The 18,895-nt window shown below is 72.6% G+C and carries 18 protein-coding genes; 8 read left to right on the forward strand and 10 right to left on the reverse strand.

Features of this window, described 5'->3' with window-relative positions:
- Positions 1 to 14: 14 nt before the first annotated feature.
- From ACFC0G_RS13170 to ACFC0G_RS13185, 4 genes are all read left to right on the forward strand, one after another.
- Positions 15 to 989 (forward strand): substrate-binding domain-containing protein, encoded by a 975-nt coding sequence (locus tag ACFC0G_RS13170; RefSeq protein WP_376401790.1) that lies wholly within the window; start codon positions 15 to 17, stop codon positions 987 to 989.
- Between the two features lie 144 nt (positions 990 to 1,133).
- Positions 1,134 to 2,447, forward strand: coding sequence for a hypothetical protein (locus tag ACFC0G_RS13175; RefSeq protein ID WP_376401793.1), 1,314 nt, complete (start codon positions 1,134 to 1,136; stop codon positions 2,445 to 2,447).
- The gene (locus ACFC0G_RS13180) at positions 2,444 to 3,322 is read left to right on the forward strand and encodes a sortase (protein WP_376401796.1); all 879 of its coding nucleotides are present in this window, start codon (positions 2,444 to 2,446) and stop codon (positions 3,320 to 3,322) included. Before ACFC0G_RS13175 ends, ACFC0G_RS13180 begins: the two co-directional genes overlap by 4 nt.
- Positions 3,323 to 3,396: 74 nt before the next feature.
- Positions 3,397 to 4,200 (forward strand): phosphate ABC transporter ATP-binding protein, encoded by an 804-nt coding sequence (locus ACFC0G_RS13185; protein ID WP_376402370.1) that lies wholly within the window; start codon positions 3,397 to 3,399, stop codon positions 4,198 to 4,200.
- A gap of 161 nt (positions 4,201 to 4,361) precedes the next feature.
- Here ACFC0G_RS13185 and ACFC0G_RS13190 read toward each other — a convergent pair whose 3' ends face one another.
- From ACFC0G_RS13190 to ACFC0G_RS13200, 3 genes are all read right to left on the reverse strand, one after another.
- A complete protein-coding gene (locus ACFC0G_RS13190) occupies positions 4,362 to 6,014 on the reverse strand; it encodes a phospho-sugar mutase (RefSeq protein ID WP_376401798.1) in 1,653 nt (550 codons plus the stop codon).
- Positions 6,015 to 6,327: 313 nt separating this feature from the next.
- Positions 6,328 to 7,131, reverse strand: a complete 804-nt coding sequence (locus ACFC0G_RS13195; protein WP_376401801.1) for a purine-nucleoside phosphorylase — start codon at positions 7,129 to 7,131, stop codon at positions 6,328 to 6,330.
- Between the two features lie 206 nt (positions 7,132 to 7,337).
- Positions 7,338 to 7,775: a gamma-glutamylcyclotransferase gene (locus ACFC0G_RS13200; protein ID WP_125745095.1), complete on the reverse strand. Its 438-nt coding sequence runs from the start codon at positions 7,773 to 7,775 to the stop codon at positions 7,338 to 7,340.
- Positions 7,776 to 8,001: 226 nt separating this feature from the next.
- Between ACFC0G_RS13200 and ACFC0G_RS13205 the strand changes: the two genes are divergently transcribed.
- Together ACFC0G_RS13205 and ACFC0G_RS13210 are read left to right on the forward strand one after the other, a co-directional pair.
- Positions 8,002 to 9,441 (forward strand): NAD(P)H-quinone dehydrogenase, encoded by a 1,440-nt coding sequence (locus ACFC0G_RS13205; RefSeq protein ID WP_376401804.1) that lies wholly within the window; start codon positions 8,002 to 8,004, stop codon positions 9,439 to 9,441.
- 212 nt (positions 9,442 to 9,653) lie between these two features.
- Positions 9,654 to 10,616, forward strand: a complete 963-nt coding sequence (locus tag ACFC0G_RS13210; RefSeq protein WP_376401807.1) for a DeoR/GlpR family DNA-binding transcription regulator — start codon at positions 9,654 to 9,656, stop codon at positions 10,614 to 10,616.
- 137 nt (positions 10,617 to 10,753) lie between these two features.
- On the opposite strand, the gene ACFC0G_RS13215 is transcribed toward ACFC0G_RS13210, so the two are convergent.
- Both ACFC0G_RS13215 and ACFC0G_RS13220 read right to left on the reverse strand, forming a co-directional pair.
- The gene (locus tag ACFC0G_RS13215; protein WP_362249473.1) at positions 10,754 to 11,299 is read right to left on the reverse strand and encodes a helix-turn-helix domain-containing protein; all 546 of its coding nucleotides are present in this window, start codon (positions 11,297 to 11,299) and stop codon (positions 10,754 to 10,756) included.
- A 73-nt stretch (positions 11,300 to 11,372) separates the two neighbouring features.
- Complete coding sequence (locus tag ACFC0G_RS13220; protein WP_376401811.1) at positions 11,373 to 13,127, reverse strand: acetyl/propionyl/methylcrotonyl-CoA carboxylase subunit alpha; 1,755 nt, start codon at positions 13,125 to 13,127, stop codon at positions 11,373 to 11,375.
- Positions 13,128 to 13,491: 364 nt separating this feature from the next.
- Here ACFC0G_RS13220 and ACFC0G_RS13225 point away from each other — a divergent pair, with 364 nt between their 5' ends.
- A complete protein-coding gene (locus ACFC0G_RS13225; RefSeq protein ID WP_376401814.1) occupies positions 13,492 to 13,926 on the forward strand; it encodes a hypothetical protein in 435 nt (144 codons plus the stop codon).
- Between the two features lie 3 nt (positions 13,927 to 13,929).
- Here ACFC0G_RS13225 and ACFC0G_RS13230 read toward each other — a convergent pair whose 3' ends face one another.
- The 3 genes from ACFC0G_RS13230 to ACFC0G_RS13240 form a co-directional block, all read right to left on the reverse strand.
- Positions 13,930 to 14,535, reverse strand: coding sequence for a nucleoside triphosphate pyrophosphatase (locus tag ACFC0G_RS13230; RefSeq protein ID WP_376401817.1), 606 nt, complete (start codon positions 14,533 to 14,535; stop codon positions 13,930 to 13,932).
- Between the two features lie 80 nt (positions 14,536 to 14,615).
- Complete coding sequence (mmpB, locus tag ACFC0G_RS13235; RefSeq protein WP_376401820.1) at positions 14,616 to 14,744, reverse strand: morphogenic membrane protein MmpB; 129 nt, start codon at positions 14,742 to 14,744, stop codon at positions 14,616 to 14,618.
- A gap of 93 nt (positions 14,745 to 14,837) precedes the next feature.
- Positions 14,838 to 15,473 carry a TetR/AcrR family transcriptional regulator gene (locus tag ACFC0G_RS13240; protein ID WP_376401823.1) on the reverse strand — a complete coding sequence of 212 codons (636 nt, stop codon included), beginning with the start codon at positions 15,471 to 15,473 and terminating at the stop codon, positions 14,838 to 14,840.
- 70 nt (positions 15,474 to 15,543) lie between these two features.
- Here ACFC0G_RS13240 and ACFC0G_RS13245 point away from each other — a divergent pair, with 70 nt between their 5' ends.
- Positions 15,544 to 16,950 (forward strand): MFS transporter, encoded by a 1,407-nt coding sequence (locus ACFC0G_RS13245; protein WP_376401826.1) that lies wholly within the window; start codon positions 15,544 to 15,546, stop codon positions 16,948 to 16,950.
- A 72-nt stretch (positions 16,951 to 17,022) separates the two neighbouring features.
- Here the strand turns inward: ACFC0G_RS13245 and ACFC0G_RS13250 are convergent, their stop codons facing one another.
- Positions 17,023 to 17,235, reverse strand: a complete 213-nt coding sequence (locus ACFC0G_RS13250; protein WP_366309714.1) for an acyl-CoA carboxylase subunit epsilon — start codon at positions 17,233 to 17,235, stop codon at positions 17,023 to 17,025.
- A 27-nt stretch (positions 17,236 to 17,262) separates the two neighbouring features.
- Positions 17,263 to 18,855 carry an acyl-CoA carboxylase subunit beta gene (locus ACFC0G_RS13255; RefSeq protein ID WP_376401831.1) on the reverse strand — a complete coding sequence of 531 codons (1,593 nt, stop codon included), beginning with the start codon at positions 18,853 to 18,855 and terminating at the stop codon, positions 17,263 to 17,265.
- Between the last annotated feature and the right edge of the window lie 40 nt (positions 18,856 to 18,895).

Genomic DNA, 18,895 nt, shown 5'->3' on the forward strand with positions numbered 1-18,895 from the left:
GGAGGAGATCAGAAGTGAACGTCAAGTCCCGCGCTCGTATCGGTGCCGCCCTCGGTGTGGCCGCCCTCGGTCTCGGTGTCGCCCTCGCCCCGGCCGCGCAGGCCGACCCCAGCCCGATCACCCAGTACCGCACCCTCGCCGGTGTCGGCTCCGACACGACCCAGGACGTCGTGAACGGCCTCGGTGACGTCGTCAAGAACGCCCTGGGCCAGAAGATCATCGCCTCCTGGAACGCCACCGGCACCACCACCGTCAAGACCAAGGCGACCGGTTGTGTCATCAACCGGCCCAACGGCTCCTCGGCCGGCATCGACGCCCTGCGCAACGCCGTGGACACCAACTCCGGCTGCCTCGACTTCGCCCGCTCCTCGCGCGGCCCGGCCGACATCACCTCCACGGACCTGACCTGGATCCCGTTCGCCAAGGACGCGGTGACCTGGGTGAAGCGCTCCGACAGCGCCCTGCCGGCCGACCTGACGGTGGCCCAGCTGAAGGACATCTACGACTGCAACCTCACCTCCCTCAACGGTGTGGCGATCACCCCGATCCTGCCGCAGGCCAGCTCCGGCACGCGCCAGTTCTTCCTCTCCTCCATCGGTGTGGCCACCCCGGGCGCCTGCGTCCAGCAGGGCGTCCAGGAGAACGACGGCACCGTCCTCGACACCGCCGGTGACATCGCGCCCTACTCCGTCGCGCAGTACACCGCGCAGGAGAAGGCCGTCGTCACGGACCGCCGCGGCGCCGCCGTGCTCGGTTCCGTCGGCACCGTCGCGCCGCGCAACGCCGACAAGACGCTCAACCTGACCTTCCCCTTCACCCGTGACGTCTACAACGTCGTCCCGACGGCGAAGCTGACCAACGCCACGATCGCCTCCACCTTCGTCGGCTCGACCTCCAAGGTCTGCGCCGCCGGCACCACGATCACCAACTACGGCTTCGGCACCCTCGGTGCCGCCTGCGGCGCCACGACCCTCACGGGCGAGCGCTGATCACCACGCTCCCGTAACCGCGCGACGGCCGGGCACCCCAGGGTGCCCGGCCCCACGGCGTACCCGAACCGTCCTGAACCCGTCCCGAACCGCCGACCGCCGACCGCCGACCACTCACCATCCGCCTCGGAGGAACCCCACCCCATGAACCGCGTCGTACCCCTCAGATCGCCCGTGGCCCTGCTCACGGCACTCGCCCTCCTCTGCGGCACACTGGCGATCGTCCTGGCCCTGTCCACGTCCGCCGCCGCCGTCACCCGGCACGGCACCCTCGCCCTCACCCCGAGCTCGGGTGCCCTCGCCGCCGGCCCGGCCTCCGTCACCGCGGCGGCGGCCTGCCCCGCGCCGACAGCTCCGGCCACGCCGTACGTCAAGGGCGTCCTCGCCCTCGTCGACCCCGGCGACCCGACCGTCAGCGCGCCGATCGCCGAGGTCGTCCCCGGCGGCCCGCTCGGCACCACCCCGATATCCGGTCCGCTCACCGGCTCCGGCGCCGGCTACGCCACGCTCCAGGACCGGCTGCGCGAGCTCGTCCCCTCCGGGCCCCTCGACGGCCGCTACGAGCTGCGGCTCTCCTGCGAGACGGCCGACTCCGAGGCGCGCGCCGAGTACTTCTCCCAGCTGATCGAGGTCACGGGCGACAACTGGGCGACGGTCAGCCAGCAGGCGACCAACCTGTCCGTCACCACGGACAGCGCGCTCCCGCCCGCCGGCCGCCCCTTCCCGATCCGGGCCGAGGTCCAGCCGGCCACGGCCGCGGGCACGGTCACCTTCTCCACCCTCGTCAACGAGGAGCTCGTCGAGCTCGGCACGAAGGACCTGGCCGACGGCAAGGCGGAGATCACCGCCACCATGGCCGCCGAGATCAACGCCAACTTCCCCGTCCTGGCCCAGTACACGCCCGCCGACCCCACCGCGTACACCGCCTCGACCTCCGTCGTCACGTTCATCGCGGGCCCGGCCACCACCCCCACCCCCACCGGTACGCCGACCGGCACCCCCACCGGCACCGGGACGCCCACCCCGACCGGCACCCCCACGGGCACGCCCTCGGAGACCCCCACGGACGAGCCGACCGGGACGCCGTCCGAGACGCCCGGCGAGACCCCGAGCGAGACCCCGTCCGGCACCGAGAGCCCGACCGGCACCGGCACGCCGTCCCCGTCGGGCACCGCCGACGGCGACAGCGCGGGCGGCTCTTCCGGCGGTGACGCCGGCGGTTCCGGTGACGGGACGACCGGGGGCTCCGGCACGAGCGGAGGCTCCGGCGATTCCGGTTCCTCCGGGTCCGGCTCCTCCGGCAACAACACCACCACCAACGGCGGCAACGGCTCCCTCGCCGCCACCGGCGCCTCCTCCGCCGCATCCGCCGCGCTCGGCTCGCTCGCGCTCTGCCTGCTCGGCGCCGCGGCCGTTCTCCAGAACCGCCGCCGCAAGGCGAAGGCCCCGCGCCCGTGACCACCGCGACGCCCCCCGTCGCCGCCCCCCGAGCCGGGTTCGCCCTGGCCGGGGCGGCGCTGTGCGTCCTCGCCGCGCTCCTCATCGGCTTCGCCGCCAACCTGACCGTCGTCGGCCACCTCCAGCACGCCCGCGACCAGTCCACCGCCTACGACGACCTGCGCGAGCAACTCGCCCTCGGCACCGCGCCCGTGGGCCAGTCGACGTACGACGGCAAGCCCCTCGCCCTCGGCGCGCCCGTCGCCCTCCTCCGCATCCCCGCGCTCGGGATCCGCGAGGTCGTCGCCGAGGGCACCACCTCCGGCGTCCTCATGTCCGGGCCCGGCCACCGCCGCGACACGGCGCTCCCCGGCCAGGCCGGGGCCAGCGTGATCATGGGCCGCCAGTGGGGGTACGGCAGCCCCTTCAACGACGTGCACCGCCTGCCGGGCGGCGCCCGCATCGAGGTGACGACCGGTCAGGGCACGGCGCGGTACGAGGTGACGGCCGTCCGCCGCCCCGGCGACCCGAACCCCGCCCCCCTCGGCGCGGGCGAAGGACGGCTCACGCTGATGACGGCGAGCGGCGGCGCGTACACCCCCGAGGACGTGCTCCGGGTCGACGCCGAACTGATCGGCGACGCGCAGCCCAGCCCCGCCAGGCCGCTGCGCCCCGGCTGGATCACCGCCGCGGAGAGGCCGCTCGCCGGCGAGTCCGACGTCTGGCCCGGGATCTTCCTCGGCGTCCAGGGCCTGCTCGCCGCCGCCCTCCTCACCGTCCTCGCCCGGCGCCGCTGGGGCGCCCGACAGACCTGGGTCGCCGCCGTCCCGGTCCTCGTCGCCCTCGGCGTCCTCGTGTCCGGGCAGCTGACCCGGCTCCTCCCCAACCTCCTCTGACCGCAAGGGAGTCACCGCCCGTGACCGATCTCGCCGACACCGTCACCCTGCCCCCCGTGCCGCCCGTGTCGCCCGTGCCGGGGGACGCGCCGGTCCCGTCCCGCGCCGCCGCGCTCGAAGCCGACGCCGTCTCCGCGTGGTTCGGCGACCGGAAGGTCCTGGACCGGGTCTCGCTCGCCATGCCCGCCCGCGAGGTCACCGCCCTCATCGGCCCCTCGGGCTGCGGCAAGTCGACCTTCCTGCGCATCCTCAACCGGATGCACGAACTCACCGGCACCGCCTCGCTCGCCGGCCGGGTCCTCCTCGACGGCTCCGACATCTACGACCGGGGCCGCCGCATCACCCACGCCCGCCGCGAGATCGGCATGGTCTTCCAGAAGCCCAACCCGTTCCCTGCGATGTCCCTGTACGAGAACGTCCTCGCCGGCCTGAAGCTGGGCGGCATCCGGGCGGGCAAGGAGGCGAAGGACGACCTGGTGGAGGAGTGCCTGACCCGGGCCGGGCTCTGGAACGAGGTCAGGGACCGGCTGCGGCAGCCCGGCGGCGCGCTCTCCGGCGGCCAGCAGCAGCGCCTCTGCATCGCGCGCTCGCTCGCCGTCCGCCCGCGCGTCCTGCTCATGGACGAGCCCTGCTCGGCGCTCGACCCGACCTCCACCCGGCGCGTCGAGGAGACCATCGCCGAGCTGAAGGCGGAGGTCACCGTCGTGATCGTCACCCACAACATGCAGCAGGCGGCCCGGGTCTCCGACTCCTGCGCGTTCTTCCTCGCCGAGCAGGGCACCCCCGGCGTGATCGTCGAGCACGGCCCGACCGCCACGATGTTCGGCTCGCCGCGGGACCCGCGCACCGCCGACTACGTCAACGGCCGCTTCGGCTGACCCGGGCGAGCGACCCGGGCGAGCCGACCCCGGCGAGCCGTCACCGACGGGCGGCGCGGATTTCACCCGTACAGCGGATTTCACCCGTACAGAGGAAAGGGCCGGTACGGAATCACTCCCGCACCGGCCCTCCGCCCTTCGCTCGTCGAGACGTCCCCGGGTCAGAGCCCCGCGGCCGTGCTCAGGTCGCGCTTGATCGCGGCCAGCAGCTCCGCGCCCTTCGCCCGCGCCGGCGCCAGCTCGCTCGCGTCGGCGACCGGGACGACGACCTCCAGGTAGCACTTGAGCTTGGGCTCGGTGCCGCTCGGGCGGACGATCACCCGGGCCTTGTAGTCGCCCTCCAGGTGGTAGCGCAGCCCGTCCGTCGGCGGCAGCGACTCCGTGCCCTTCGACAGGTCCTCGGCCGAGACGACCGTCAGACCGGCCAGCGAGACCGGCGGGCGCTCGCGCAGCGCGGCCATCGCGTTCGCGATGATCCCCAGGTCCTCGACCCGCACCGACAGCTGGTCCGTGGCGTGCAGCCCGTGGGCCACCGCCAGGTCGTCGAGCAGACCGAGCAGGGTGCGGTCCTGCTCCTTGAGCACCGAGGCCAGCTCGACGACGAGCAGCGCGGCCGTGATGCCGTCCTTGTCGCGGACGCCCTCCGGGTCGACGCAGTAGCCGAGCGCCTCCTCGTAGCCGTACCGCAGCCCCTCGACGCGGGCGATCCACTTGAAGCCGGTCAGCGTCTCCTCGTACCCGACACCGGCCGCCTCGGCGATCCGGCCGAGCAGCGACGACGACACGATCGACTCGGCGAACACGCCCGTCGCGCCCTTGTGCACCAGGTGCGCGGCGAGCAGCGCGCCCACCTCGTCGCCGCGGAGCATCCGCCAGCCGCCCTCGACGGCGGCGTCCGGGACGGCCACCGCGCAGCGGTCGGCGTCCGGGTCGTTGGCGATGATCAGGTCGGGGTCCACGGCCCGGGCCGCCTCGAAGGCGAGGTCCATGGCACCCGGCTCCTCCGGGTTCGGGAAGGCGACCGTCGGGAACGCCGGGTCGGGCTCGGCCTGCGCGGCGACGAGCGCGGGCGGCGGGAAGCCGGCGCGGGCGAAGGCCGCCGTCAGGACGTCCTTGCCGACGCCGTGCATGGCCGTGTAGACGGTCCGCGCGGTCCGGGGGGACCCGGGGGTCAGGACGGCGTCCGTACGCGCCAGGTAGGCCTCCAGGACCTCGTCGCCGAGGGTCTCCCAGCCGGCCTCCGGGCGGGGCACGTCCGCGAGGGAGCGCACCGCGTCGATCTCGGCGGCGATCTCCGCGTCCGCGGGCGGCACGATCTGTGAGCCGTCGCCCAGGTAGACCTTGTAGCCGTTGTCGCGCGGCGGGTTGTGGCTCGCGGTCACCTCGACACCGGCGACGGCGCCCAGATGCCTTATGGCGAACGCGAGGACGGGCGTCGGCAGCGGGCGGGGGAGCACGGCCGCGCGGAGTCCGGCGCCGATCATCACGGCGGCGGTGTCGCGGGCGAAGTCGGCCGACTTGTAGCGGGCGTCGTAGCCGATCACGACGAGACCGCCGGTCTCGCCCTTGGCCTTGAGGTACGCGGCGAGGCCGGCGGCCGCGCGGATGACGACGGAACGGTTCATCCGCATGGGGCCGGCGCCGAGCTCGCCGCGGAGGCCGGCGGTGCCGAACTGGAGGGTGCCGGCGAAGCGGGCGGCGAGCTCGGCGGTGTCACCCGTCTCGATGAGCTTCGCGAGCTCCTCGCGGGTCTCGGCGTCGGGGTCCTCGGCGAGCCAGGCCTGGGCCCGGGCGAGGAGGTCGTCCTGCGTCACGGTGTGCCTTTCGGGGAGTGCGGGGCGGGAGGGCGCGGATGCCTGCGGGGTGGGTGCCGCTGCGCGGAGCCTTTCCCCACCCCGCCCCTTCCCGTAACCGGGGGCCCTGCCCCCGGACCCCCGCGCCTCAAACGCCGGCGGGGCTGAAAGCGGGGGCGCGGTGAGGGGGAGGCCCCGCGCGGCGGCACCGGCGGGCCGGGCGTCGCGCAGGGCGTGCGTGCGGCGGGAGCACCCGGCGGTCGGAGGCCGCCGCAGGGCTCCGAAGCCCGCTCGGCCCCCTCGGGCCGAGCGGTGCGAGGAGCGCCGGAAAAACTCAGATCCGGTCCAGGACCCGGGTCAGGAGCTCGCCCATCCGGGCCGCCGAGTCGCGCCCCGCCTGGAGCACCTCCTCGTGGTTCAGCGGCTCGCCGGAGAGGCCCGCCGCCAGGTTCGTGACGAGGGAGATGCCCAGGACCTCGGCGCCGGCCTCGCGGGCCGCGATCGCCTCCAGGGTGGTGGACATGCCGACGAGGTCGCCGCCCATGGTGCGGACCATGTTGATCTCGGCCGGGGTCTCGTAGTGCGGCCCGGGGAACTGGACGTAGACGCCCTCCTCCAGGGTCTCGTCGACCTCCTTGCACAGCGCGCGCAGCCGCGGCGAGTACAGGTCGGTGAGGTCCACGAAGTTCGCGCCGACGATCGGGGAGGCCGCCGTCAGGTTGATGTGGTCGCTGATCAGGACCGGCTGGCCGGGGCGCATGCCCTCGCGGAGGCCGCCGCAGCCGTTGGTCAGGACGACGGTCTTGCAGCCGGCGGCGACGGCGGTGCGGACGCCGTGGGCGACGGAGGCGACGCCGCGGCCCTCGTAGAAGTGGGTGCGGCCGAGGAAGACCAGCGCGCGCTTCTCACCGATCTTGTACGAGCGGACCGTGCCGCCGTGGCCCTCGACGGCCGGCGGCGGGAAGCCGGGGAGCTCGGTCACCGGGAACTCGGCCTCGGGGGCACCGAGCGCGTCGACGGCGGGCGCCCAGCCCGAGCCCATGACCAGGGCGACGTCGTGGTTCTCGACTCCGGTCAGCTCGCGAAGACGTGCGGCAGCGGCCTCGGCGGCCTCGTACGGGGTGGCAGTTGCGTTCACTGACTCTCTCGCCTCGGGGAGGGGGGTCCGAGGGGAGCCCCGGACGGATTTGGTACGCGCAGAAGCGTAGCCGGAGAATCCCTACGCGCGTAGATGACGATGCTGACGGACATGCGATCGTTGTCTTGTCGTTTCCGACGAACGGGGGAATCCTCCGCCCCGGACCGATCGAACGGCTTTCCCGGCCCGCCCGGCCCGCACCCGGATCAACAGGGCCGCTTGCGCAACTCCATCACGTAGTCGTGCGGCGCGCCCGCCGACTCGGCCGCGTCGGCGACCTCGCCCAGGTACCGCGCGGACGGCAGCCCGCCCTCGTAGCCGTTGAGGACGTACACCCAGGCCGGCTCCTCGCCGTCGAGCGTGTCGACCCGCACCCGCATCCGCCGATAGATGTCGAGCCCGACGCCCTCCCACCGGTCCATGGACTCCTCGTCCATGGGCGCGATGTCGTACAGCGCCACGAAGACCTGCGAGCGAGGGGCCTCCACGATGGTGGCCAGCGCCCCCTCCCAGCCCATCTGCTCGCCGCCGAAGGTCAGCCGCCAGCCGTTCAGCCAGCCGGTGCCGCGCAGCGGGGAGTGGGGTGCGCGGCGGCTCATCAGCCGCGCGTCGAGGTTGCCGGCGAAAGCGGCGTAGAGCGACATGGGACCGAGAGTACGGGAGCGGGCGGGGTGTCCGGCGAACTCCGAGGTGGCGGCCGTGGGCGGGCTCCGCCGAACTCCGGCGCGGCGCGTACGGAGCCCCGGCGCGAGGCCGCGCCGGGCGTGCGGGAGAATGGGGTACGCACTTGAAGCGTGCGGGACAATGGCGTACGCACTGCACCCCAGGGGGGGACCCCCCGGCAGAACGAGACGCGAGGCGTAGATCCCAGTGACCCGGATCGTGATCATCGGTGGCGGACCCGGCGGATACGAGGCGGCCCTGGTGGGCGCCCAACTCGGCGCGGAGGTGACCGTCGTCGACTGCGACGGCCTCGGCGGCGCTTCCGTCCTGACCGACTGTGTTCCCTCGAAGACGCTCATCGCCACGGCGGAGGTGATGACCACCTTCGACTCCTCCTACGAGGAACTCGGCATCATCGTCGCCGACGACACCCCGCACGTGGAGCAGGCCGCCCGCGTCGTCGGCGTGGACCTCGGCAAGGTCAACCGACGGGTGAAGCGCCTCGCGCTCGCCCAGTCGCACGACATCACCGCCTCCGTCACCCGGGCGGGCGCCCGGGTGCTGCGCGGCCGCGGCCGGCTCTCCGGCCGGCAGACCGCGGACGGCTCCCGCCAGGTGATCGTCACCGCCGCCGACGGCACGGAGGAGACGCTCACCGCGGACGCCGTGCTGATCGCGACCGGCGGTCACCCGCGCGAGGTCCCGGACGCCAAGCCGGACGGCGAGCGCATCCTGAACTGGACGCAGGTCTACGACCTCAAGGAGCTCCCCGAGGAGCTCATCGTGGTCGGCTCCGGCGTCACCGGCGCCGAGTTCGCCGGCGCCTACCAGGCGCTCGGCTCCCGCGTCACCCTGGTCTCCTCCCGCGACCGGGTGCTGCCGGGTGAGGACCCGGACGCCGCCGCCGTCCTGGAGGACGTGTTCCGCCGCCGCGGCATGAACGTCATGGCCCGCTCCCGCGCCGAGTCCGCCAAGCGGGTCGGCGACCGCGTCGAGGTCACCCTCGCGGACGGCCGCGTCATCTCCGGCACCCACTGCCTCATGGCGGTCGGCGCGATCCCGAACTCGGCCGGAATGGGACTGGAGGAGGCCGGCGTCAGGCTGAAGGACTCCGGTCACATCTGGACCGACAAGGTCTCCCGTACGAGCGCCCCCGGCGTCTACGCGGCCGGAGACGTCACCGGCGTCTTCGCGCTCGCCTCGGTCGCCGCCATGCAGGGCCGCATCGCGATGTACCACTTCCTCGGCGACGCGGTGGCCCCGCTCAATCTGAAGACGGTCTCCTCGAACGTCTTCACGGACCCCGAGATCGCCACCGTCGGCTACACGCAGGCCGACGTGGACGCGGGCAAGATCGACGCCAAGGTCGTGAAGCTGCCGCTGCTCCGCAACCCCCGCGCGAAGATGCAGGGCATCCGGGACGGCTTCGTCAAGATCTTCTGCCGTCCGGGCACCGGCATCGTGGTCGGCGGCTGCATCGTCGCCCCGAAGGCGAGCGAACTGATTCACCCGATCTCGATCGCGGTCGACAACAATCTGACCGTCGAACAGATCGCAAATGCTTTCACCGTGTACCCCTCCCTGTCGGGCTCGATCGCAGAAGTGGCACGGCAGTTGCACACCCGAAAGCTGGCGGGCGAGGCGTAACACCCGGCCCGGGGGGTGCTCCAGGGGCGCTCCGGCCTGCGGGAACGGTTCGCCGACTCGGACAACCCCCGGCAAGGCGGGGCATAGCCCTGACATACGGCGGATCAAAGGCGGGGTCTCCCATACCACTTGGGGGCCCCGCCTGTGCGCATCTTCTGCAATTCGGCGCATAGTGCTGAAAACTATCGGCCGGTCACGTTACTGTCAGTTTCGTGTTCGCTGCAGAACGTCGCCAGTTGATCCTCGAAATGGTGCGCGCCAATGGGGCCGTCTCGCTCCGCGAGCTCGCACGTGTCGTCCAGACCTCGGAGGTGACCGTACGGAGGGACGTACGGGCACTTGAGGCAGAAGGACTCCTCGACCGCCGCCACGGCGGTGCGGTGTTGCCGGGTGGATTCACGCGAGAATCCGGCTTCCCGCAGAAATCCCATCTCGCCACGGCGGAGAAGACGGCCATCGCCGACGTCGCCGCGAGCCTCGTCGAAGAAGGCGAGGCCATCGTCGTCGGCGCCGGGACGACCACGCAGGAGCTGGCCCGCCGGCTCGCCCGCGTGCCCGGTCTGACCGTCGTCACCAACTCCCTGCTCGTCGCCCAGGCCCTCGCCCATGCCAACCGGGTCGAGGTCGTCATGACCGGCGGCACCCTGCGCGGCTCCAACTACGCCCTCGTGGGCAGTGGGGCCGAGCAGTCGCTCCAGGGGCTGCGGGTCTCCCGGGCCTTCCTCTCCGGGAGCGGGCTCACGGCCGAGCGCGGGCTCTCCACGTCCAACATGCTCTCCGCGAGCGTGGACCGGGCCCTGGTGCAGGCGGCGGCGGAGGTCGTGGTCCTCGCGGACCACACCAAGCTCGGCGCCGACACCATGTTCCAGACGGTGCCGACGGACGTCATCACCCGGCTGGTCACCGACGAGCCCCCGGCCCACGACGAGCGGGCCGCCTCCGAGCTCCAGGCCCTCGCCGACCAGGGCGTGCAGATCGCCGTCGCGGGTACGGGCGCGGGGCCCGGCGCGGTCGGCGGTGAGCAGCACCCCCCGGGCGTCCGGCCCCGCCGTGACATGCCGCTCCCCGTCCAGCGCGGACGGATGGCGGCCGGTCAGTTCCGGGGTCCCGGCGGGGGGATGGCGGCGGAGACGCTGGAGCGCACGGCCCGGGTCGCGGACATGCGCCGCCGCTGAGCCGAGTCGCGAGGGGCCCTCCCCCAGGGGTCCTGCGACCGCGCCCGGTCTCTCAGTCCTTGAGTACCGCCAGTCCTTGAGTACCGATAGTCCTTGAGTGTCGCTAGTCCTTGAGTACCGCCAGCCCTTGGGTACCGCTAGTCCTTGAGTCCCCGCAGCGTCAGCGCGAGCAGGCGGTCCGCCAACTCCGCGTCCTCCGGGCACTGTTCCGCCGCCAGCGCGATCGCGTTGGTGAGCTGCATCAGGTCGCCGATCGACACGTCGGCGCGCACCTGCCCCGCCTCCTGGGCGCGCCCGAGCAGCGTCTCGCCCGCGTCGCGCAGCGGCACGCTGCACGGGGCGAGTGCCGAACTCCTGTCGTACGAGGCGGACATCAGCGCGTGCGCGAGCCCCCGGTACGCGCCCGCGTGGGCGATCAGGGTCCGCAGCCACTCCACCAGCGCCCGGCACGGCTCCGCCGCCCCCGCCAGCTCGTGCGAGCGGTGCAGGAGCGCCGTCAGGGCCTCCTGGAAGACGGCGTTCAGCAGATCGGCCCGGGTGGGGAAGTGGCGGTAGAGGGTGCCGATCCCGACGCCCGCGCGGCGGGCGACCTCCTCAAGGGGCGCGTCCGTGCCCTGTTCGGCGAAGGCGGCCCTGGCCTCGGTGAGCAGCCGCTCGTGGTTGCGGCGCGCGTCGGCCCGCATGGAGCCCTCCCCTCGGCGGAAGGGCCCGCAGGCTGCTGCCTGCGGGCCCTTCGTACCGTACGTGGTGAAGCGGTCAGTCCTTGATGTCGCAGATGGTGGCGCCGGACGTGACCGAGGCGCCGACCTCGGCGCTCAGGCCCTTGACGGTGCCGGAGCGGTGGGCGTTGAGGGGCTGCTCCATCTTCATGGCCTCAAGGACGACGATCAGGTCGCCCTCCTTGACCTCCTGGCCCTCCTCGACCGCGACCTTCACGATCGTGCCCTGCATCGGGGAGGCGAGGGTGTCGCCCGAGGCCGTCGGGCCGGACTTCTTCGCCGCCCGGCGCTTCGGCTTCGCACCCGCCGCGAGCCCGGTGCGGGCCAGCGTCATGCCGAGGGAGGACGGCAGGGAGACCTCGAGGCGCTTGCCGCCGACCTCGACGACGATCGTCTCGCGGCCCGACTCGTCCTCGTCCGCGTCGGCACCGGCCGGCGCGAAGGGCTTGATCTCGTTGACGAACTCCGTCTCGATCCACCGGGTGTGGATGCGGAACGGGTCCGAGGTGAACGCCGGGTCGACGACGACGGCCTGGTGGAACGGGATGGCCGTGGCCATGCCCTCCACCTTGAACTCGGCCAGGGCGCGGGCGGCGCGCTGGAGCGCCTGCTCGCGGGTCGCGCCGGTGACGATCAGCTTGGCCAGGAGCGAGTCCCAGGCCGGGCCGATGACGGAGCCGGACTCGACGCCCGCGTCCAGGCGGACACCCGGGCCCGAGGGGGCGTCGAAGACGGTGACCGTGCCGGGGGCGGGCAGGAAGCCGCGGCCCGGGTCCTCGCCGTTGATGCGGAACTCGAACGAGTGACCGCGGACCGCCGGGTCGCCGTAACCGAGCTCCTCGCCGTCGGCGATGCGGAACATCTCGCGGACCAGGTCGAGGCCGGTGACCTCTTCGGTGACCGGGTGTTCGACCTGGAGGCGGGTGTTGACCTCCAGGAAGGAGATCGTGCCGTCCGTGCCGACGAGGAACTCGACCGTGCCGGCGCCGACGTAGCCGGCCTCCTTCAGGATCGCCTTCGACGCCGCGTACAGCTCGGCGTTCTGCGCCTCCGTCAGGAACGGCGCGGGCGCCTCCTCGACCAGCTTCTGGTGGCGGCGCTGGAGCGAGCAGTCACGGGTCGAGACGACGACCACGTTGCCGTGGGAGTCGGCGAGGCACTGGGTCTCGACGTGGCGGGGCTTGTCGAGGTAGCGCTCGACGAAGCACTCGCCGCGACCGAAGGCCGCGACGGCCTCGCGGACGGCGGAGTCGTACAGCTCGGGGACCTCTTCGAGGGTCCGCGCGACCTTCAGACCGCGACCGCCGCCACCGAAGGCGGCCTTGATCGCGATCGGCAGGCCGTGCTCCTCCGCGAACGCCACGACCTCGTCCGCACCCGAGACCGGGTCGGGGGTGCCGGCGACCAGCGGGGCGCCCGCGCGCTGCGCGATGTGACGGGCCGCCACCTTGTCGCCCAGGTCGCGGATCGCCTGCGGCGGCGGGCCGATCCAGATCAGACCCGCGTCCAGGACGGCCTGAGCGAACTCGGCGTTCTCGGAGAGGAATCCGTAGCCGGGGTGGACGGCGTCCGCGTCCGAGTCCTTGGCGGCCTGCAAGACCTTGGCCATGTCCAGATAACTGGTCGCGGGAGTGTCACCGCCCAGGGCGAACGCCTCGTCAGCCGCCCGGACGTGCAGAGCGTCCCGGTCCGGATCGGCGTACACGGCCACGCTGCCGATGCCGGCGTCCCGGCACGCCCGGGCCACACGGACAGCGATTTCGCCACGGTTGGCGATGAGCACCTTGCGCACGATGGCTCCCTCCTTGAAACAAGCTGAGTTTAGGGACTGCCGACACGGCCTTTCGACCCGTCCCCAGTGGTGAGCTTGCCCACACGGAGCGTGACCCCGGGCCTGCTCGGGTCGTGAATTCCCTTGTCGCACCACGGTACGCAGGGTTCCTTTACGGCACAGTAGCTCCGAGGTGTGGCGCAGGTCTCTGTTCGTCCGGCCAGTCGCCATTCGGGTTTCTTTGTCGGGTCTCTACGAATGGCCCGGTGATTCTTTGCCGAGCGGCGGGCCGCCGCCGTTCGTGTGCGAACTCTTGTCCGGGGGTTTACCGGCCAGTAGCCTTCGCGCTGTCGACCGTACTGTCGGTAACAGGCGAATCCAGGGGGTGGCCGAGGTGGCCCGCAGACCGATAGCTCTCGTGACGGCGGCGGTGCTCTTCCTCGAAGCACCCGGCATCGTCGTGATCAACGGCGTCATGGCGAGCTTCGTGGAGGTCCAGTCGATGTCCCTCGACGGCATGGACCCCGACGCCATGGTCGCCGGGACCTGGGGCCTCGGCATCGGCTCCGGGGTCGCCCTCGTCCTCTGCGGCCTCGTCGCCCTCGTCGCGGGCATCCGCGACCGCCGCCCGGGCCGCGTGGGCCGGGGCCTGCTCATCGGCTGCGCGGTCGTGCACGGCCTCCTCGGCGCGGTCGCCGTCGGCCTGCTCGGCTGGGGCGTGTTCGCCTTCCTGATGGCCGTGGTCGGACTCGTCGTCCTCACCCTGGTGGCGTACGGGAAGGGCGTCGACGCCCCCGAGCAGGCGGCGGCAGCCGTCTGACCGTCAGGCCCAGAGGTCGGTGATCTCGACGTCCAGCTTCCTGAGCAGCGTGCGCAGCAGCGGCAGCGACAGGCCGATCACATTGCCCGGGTCCCCGTCGATGCCGTCGATGAACGGCGCCGAGCGCCCGTCCAGGGTGAACGCGCCCGCCACGTGCAGCGGTTCGCCGCTCGCCACGTACGCGGCGATCTCCGCGTCCGTCGGCTCGCCGAAGCGGACCACGGTGGAGGCCGTCGCCGACTCGTACCGCTTCGCGGCCGTGTCGTACACGCAGTGACCGGTCTGGAGGATGCCGACGCGGCCGCGCATCGCCTTCCAGCGGGCCGTGGCCTCCTCGGCGTCGGCCGGCTTGCCGAGGGCCTGCTTGTCGAGCTCCAGGACCGAGTCGCAGCCGATGACGAGCGCCCCGAACACCTCGGGCCGGGCGGCGACATGGGCGGCCTTGGCCTCCGCGAGGGCGAGCGCGAGCTCCGCCGGGGTCGGGGCGTGGACCTTGTCCTCGTCGACGCCGCTCACGATCACCTCGGGGGCGAGCCCGGCCTGCCGGAGCAGCCCGAGCCGGGCGGGGGATGCGGAGGCGAGGACGACACGGCGCGGATCAGCAGTCATGGGGCCAGCGTAGTCAGTGCGGTGGCCCGGGACGCCGCTGAGCCGCGTCCGGGCACCTCCTGGGTCGTGTCCGGACACGGCTAGCGCGCGCTGACCACGATCATCTCCACCACCATCGCCAGCGCGAGGATGATGCCCGCGCGGCGGAGCATCGCCTGCATCTCGCGCATGAACCTCGGCGGCTCGTTCTTCGGGTCGGACCACAGCATGCTCCGATCCTGCGGCCGGGGCGCGCGGGGCGCCTGAGTACGGATACTCAAGCGCCCCCGTACCGAAGGACTATTCGTGGCGCCGGCATCCCCCTAGGGGGTGGGGAACACTCCGGCGCGCGCGGCCGCGAGCGCCGCCGCGGCGGCCCGTTCGGCCACCTCCCCGGTGAGCTCCTCGTGGGTGACGGCGAAGCGGTAGTAGAGCGGCGCGGAGACGGCGCGGAGCAGCTCCACCGGGTCCGTGCCCGCGGGGATCTCGCCGCGGGCCACGCCCCGGGTGACGACCGGGGCCCATTCGGCGAGCCGGGTCCGGTAGAAGCCGGCGAGTGCGCGGGCGCACTCCTCGTCGCAGGCCGCCGCGGCGATGACCGCGTGGAAGACGGCGCCCATCCGGGGGTCGGTCAGGGTGTCCCGTACGAGTTCGGCGTTGGCCCGCAGGTCGCCCGCGAGGCCACCCGTGTCGGCGGCGGGCAGGGACTGCTCCGCCATGTCGTGCAGGAGGTCGGTGACGAGGCCGACGGGGGAGCCCCAGCGGCGGTAGACGGTGGTCTTGCCGACGCCCGCGCTCGCGGCGATCCGGTCCATGTTCAGGGCGTGGAAGCCGCTCTCCGCGAGGGCGTCCCGGGTGGCGTCGAGGACGGCCCCGCGGACCTTCGCGGTGCGGCCGCCGGGGCGAAGGGTGCCGGGCGAGGCCGGTCGGCTCTCAGTCAAACGGGTCTCCTGTTCCATTAAGGCCTTCGACTCTGCTACGGTACGGGACATCTTAACGGAACTCGCTTCCCATTAAGGAGTCGTCAGCATGGTCGCCCTGGATCTCCCCACACCCACCCCCACGCCCACGGAACACGCCGAAGCCCGCATGACCGGACGGATGCGGCTCGTCCTCGTCGTCCTCCTCGTCGCCCAGTTCATGCTCGCCGTCGACTTCTCGATCCTGAACGTCGCACTGCCCGTCATCGGCCAGGGACTCGGCTTCACCCTCGGCGGCCTCCAGTGGATCGCCACCGCCTTCGCCCTCGCCGCCGCCGGATTCACCCTCCTCTTCGGGCGCGTCGCCGACCTCGTCGGCCGCCGCCGCCTCTTCCTCGGCGGCATGGCGCTCCTCGGCGTCTCCTCCCTCGTCGGCGGCCTCGCCACCGGCCCCGAGATGCTCATGGCCGCCCGGGTCGCCCAGGGCCTCGCCACCGCCGCCGTCACCCCCGCCGGGCTCTCCCTGCTCACCGCCTCCTTCCCGGAGGGCCCGCTGCGCGCCAAGGCGCTCGGACTCAACGGCGCCCTCATGTCCGCCGGCTTCACCACCGGCGCGATCCTCGGCGGCATCCTCACCGACCTGCTCTCCTGGCGCTGGGCGTTCTTCATCAACGTGCCGGTGGCCCTCGCCGTCCTCCTCGTCGCCCCCGCCGTCCTGAGCGAGAGCCGCCCCGCCGTCCGCCCCCGCCTCGACATCCCCGGCGCGATCACCGTCACCGGCGGGCTCCTCGCCCTCGTCTACGGCCTCACCGTCGCCGGCGAACACGGCTGGACCGACCCCACCGCGCTCACCGCCCTCGCCGCCGGCGCGGCCCTCCTCGTCGCCTTCGTCCTCGTCGAGCGGCGGGCCGCCTCACCGCTGGTCCCCGTCCACGTCCTGAAGCGCCGCACCGTCGTCTGGGGCAACCTCGCCGGGCTCGTCGCCTTCGTCACCGAGACCTCGCTGGTCTTCCTCATGACCCTGTACCTCCAGGACGTCCTCGGCTTCTCGCCGCTCGCCGCCGGACTCTCCTTCGGCGTCCTCGGCGCCGGCACGATCCTCGGCGGCGTCCTCGCCTCCCGCTTCATCGGCCGCTTCGGCGCCCGCGCCGCCCTCGTCACCGGCGGACTCCTCCAGGCCGCCGCCACCCTCTCCCTGTACGGGCTCGGCGACGACCGGGGCAGCCTCGGGCTGCTGCTCGCCGCGACCTTCGCCGGCGGCGTCGGCAACATGCTCGCCATCGTCGGCTTCATGGTCACCGCCACCTCGGGCATCCCCGACGGCGAGCAGGGCATGGCGACCGGGCTCGCGACCATGACCCAGCAGGTCGGCATCACCATGGGCACGCCGATCATGAGCGCCGTCGTCGTCACCGCGCCCGTGCTCCTCGACGGCATCGGCCTCGCGGTCCTCGTCAACGCCGCGATCGTCGCCGTCGGAGCCGTACTCGCCGGCGTCTTCCTCCGCCGTACGTGACGCGTGACGGCGGCATGCGGAAGGCCGGACCCCCCGCACACGGGGTCCGGCCTTCTCGCGTTCCGACGACGACTACACGGGCCAGTACGACCTGGCCCAGGCCCGCGGGCCCGGACGCTGGCGCACCGTCCGCGCGATGCGGGACGGGTCGGACCACCCCTCCGGTACCGCCGGGCCGCCGCCCTCGGCGGACGCCGCCGCCGTGGCCGCGGCCCGGGCCTGAACCACCGCCAGTGCGGCGGCCAGCTCCTCGGGCGTCGGATTTCCTCGTACGACCTTGATCACAACGGCTCCTTCAACGCTCGTACGCGGCTACAGCGGGATGTTGCCGTGCTTCTTCGGGGGAAGGGATTCCCGCTTCGTGCGCAGCTGACGCAAACCCTTCACGATCTGCGGGCGCGTGTCCGACGGCATGACCACCCCGTCGATGTAGCCGCGCTCGGCCGCCGTGTACGGGTTGAGTAGGGCGTCCTCGTACTCCTGCATGAGCCGCGCCCGCTCCGCCTCCTGGTCCTCCGCCTCGGCGATGGTCCTGCGGTGCAGGATGTTCACCGCGCCCTGCGCGCCCATCACCGCGATCTGCGCGGTCGGCCACGCCAGGTTCAGGTCGGCGCCCAGGTGCTTGGAGCCCATGACGTCGTACGCGCCGCCGAAGGCCTTCCGGGTGATGACCGTGATCAGCGGGACCGTCGCCTCCGCGTACGCGTAGATCAGCTTCGCGCCGCGCCGGATGATGCCGCCGTACTCCTGGTCCACGCCCGGCAGGAAGCCGGGCACGTCCACGAACGTCAGCACCGGGATGTTGAAGGCGTCGCACGTCCGGACGAACCGCGCCGCCTTCTCCGACGCGTTGATGTCGAGGCAGCCGGCGAACTGCATCGGCTGGTTCGCGACGACACCGACGGGGAAGCCCTCGACCCGGCCGAAGCCGGTCAGGATGTTCGGCGCGAACAGCGCCTGCGTCTCCAGGAACTCGCCGTCGTCGAGGACGTGCTCGATGACCTTGTGCATGTCGTACGGCTGGTTCGCCGAGTCCGGGATCAGCGTGTCGAGCTCGCGGTCCTCGTCCGTCACCTCGGTCTCGGCGACCTCGGGGAAGGCCGGCGGCTCGGAGAGGTTGTTCGACGGCAGGTAGGACAGCAGGGACTTCACGTACTCGACGGCGTCCTTCTCGTCGCCCGCCATGTGGTGGGCCACACCCGAGGTCGAGTTGTGCGTCCGGGCGCCGCCCAGCTCCTCGAAGCCCACGTCCTCGCCGGTCACCGTCTTGATGACGTCCGGTCCTGTGATGAACATGTGCGAGGTCTGGTCCACCATCACCGTGAAGTCGGTGATCGCGGGGGAGTACACCGCGCCGCCCGCGCACGGGCCGACGATCAGGGAGATCTGCGGGATCACCCCGGAGGCGTGGGTGTTGCGGCGGAAGATCTCGCCGTACATGCCGAGCGCGCTCACACCCTCCTGGATGCGGGCGCCGCCGGAGTCGTTGATGCCGATGACGGGGCAGCCCGTCTTCAGCGCGAAGTCCATCACCTTGATGATCTTCTGGCCGTACGTCTCGCCGAGCGCACCGCCGAAGACCGTGAAGTCCTGCGAGAACACGGCCACGGGACGCCCGTCGACCGTGCCGTACCCGGTGACGACACCGTCTCCGTACGGCCGGTTCTTCTCCAGGCCGAAGCTGGTCGACCGGTGGCGGGCCAGCTCGTCCAGCTCCACGAACGAGCCTTCGTCCATGAGGAGGGCGATCCGCTCGCGCGCGGTCAGCTTGCCCTTCGCGTGCTGCTTCTCCACCGCGCGCTCCGAGCCGGCGTGCGTGGCCTCGTCGATACGGCGCTTGAGGTCCGCGATCTTGCCCGCGGTCGTGTGAATGTCGATCTCGTACTGCTCTGCCGGCTCGGACATCGGGATGCGGCTCCCTGCCTGGTCACGGGGGGTTCGTTGA

Origin of the sequence: Streptomyces sp. NPDC056169, assembly GCF_042268445.1 — a bacterium.
In the GTDB taxonomy this organism is placed as follows: Bacteria; Actinomycetota; Actinomycetes; order Streptomycetales; family Streptomycetaceae; genus Streptomyces.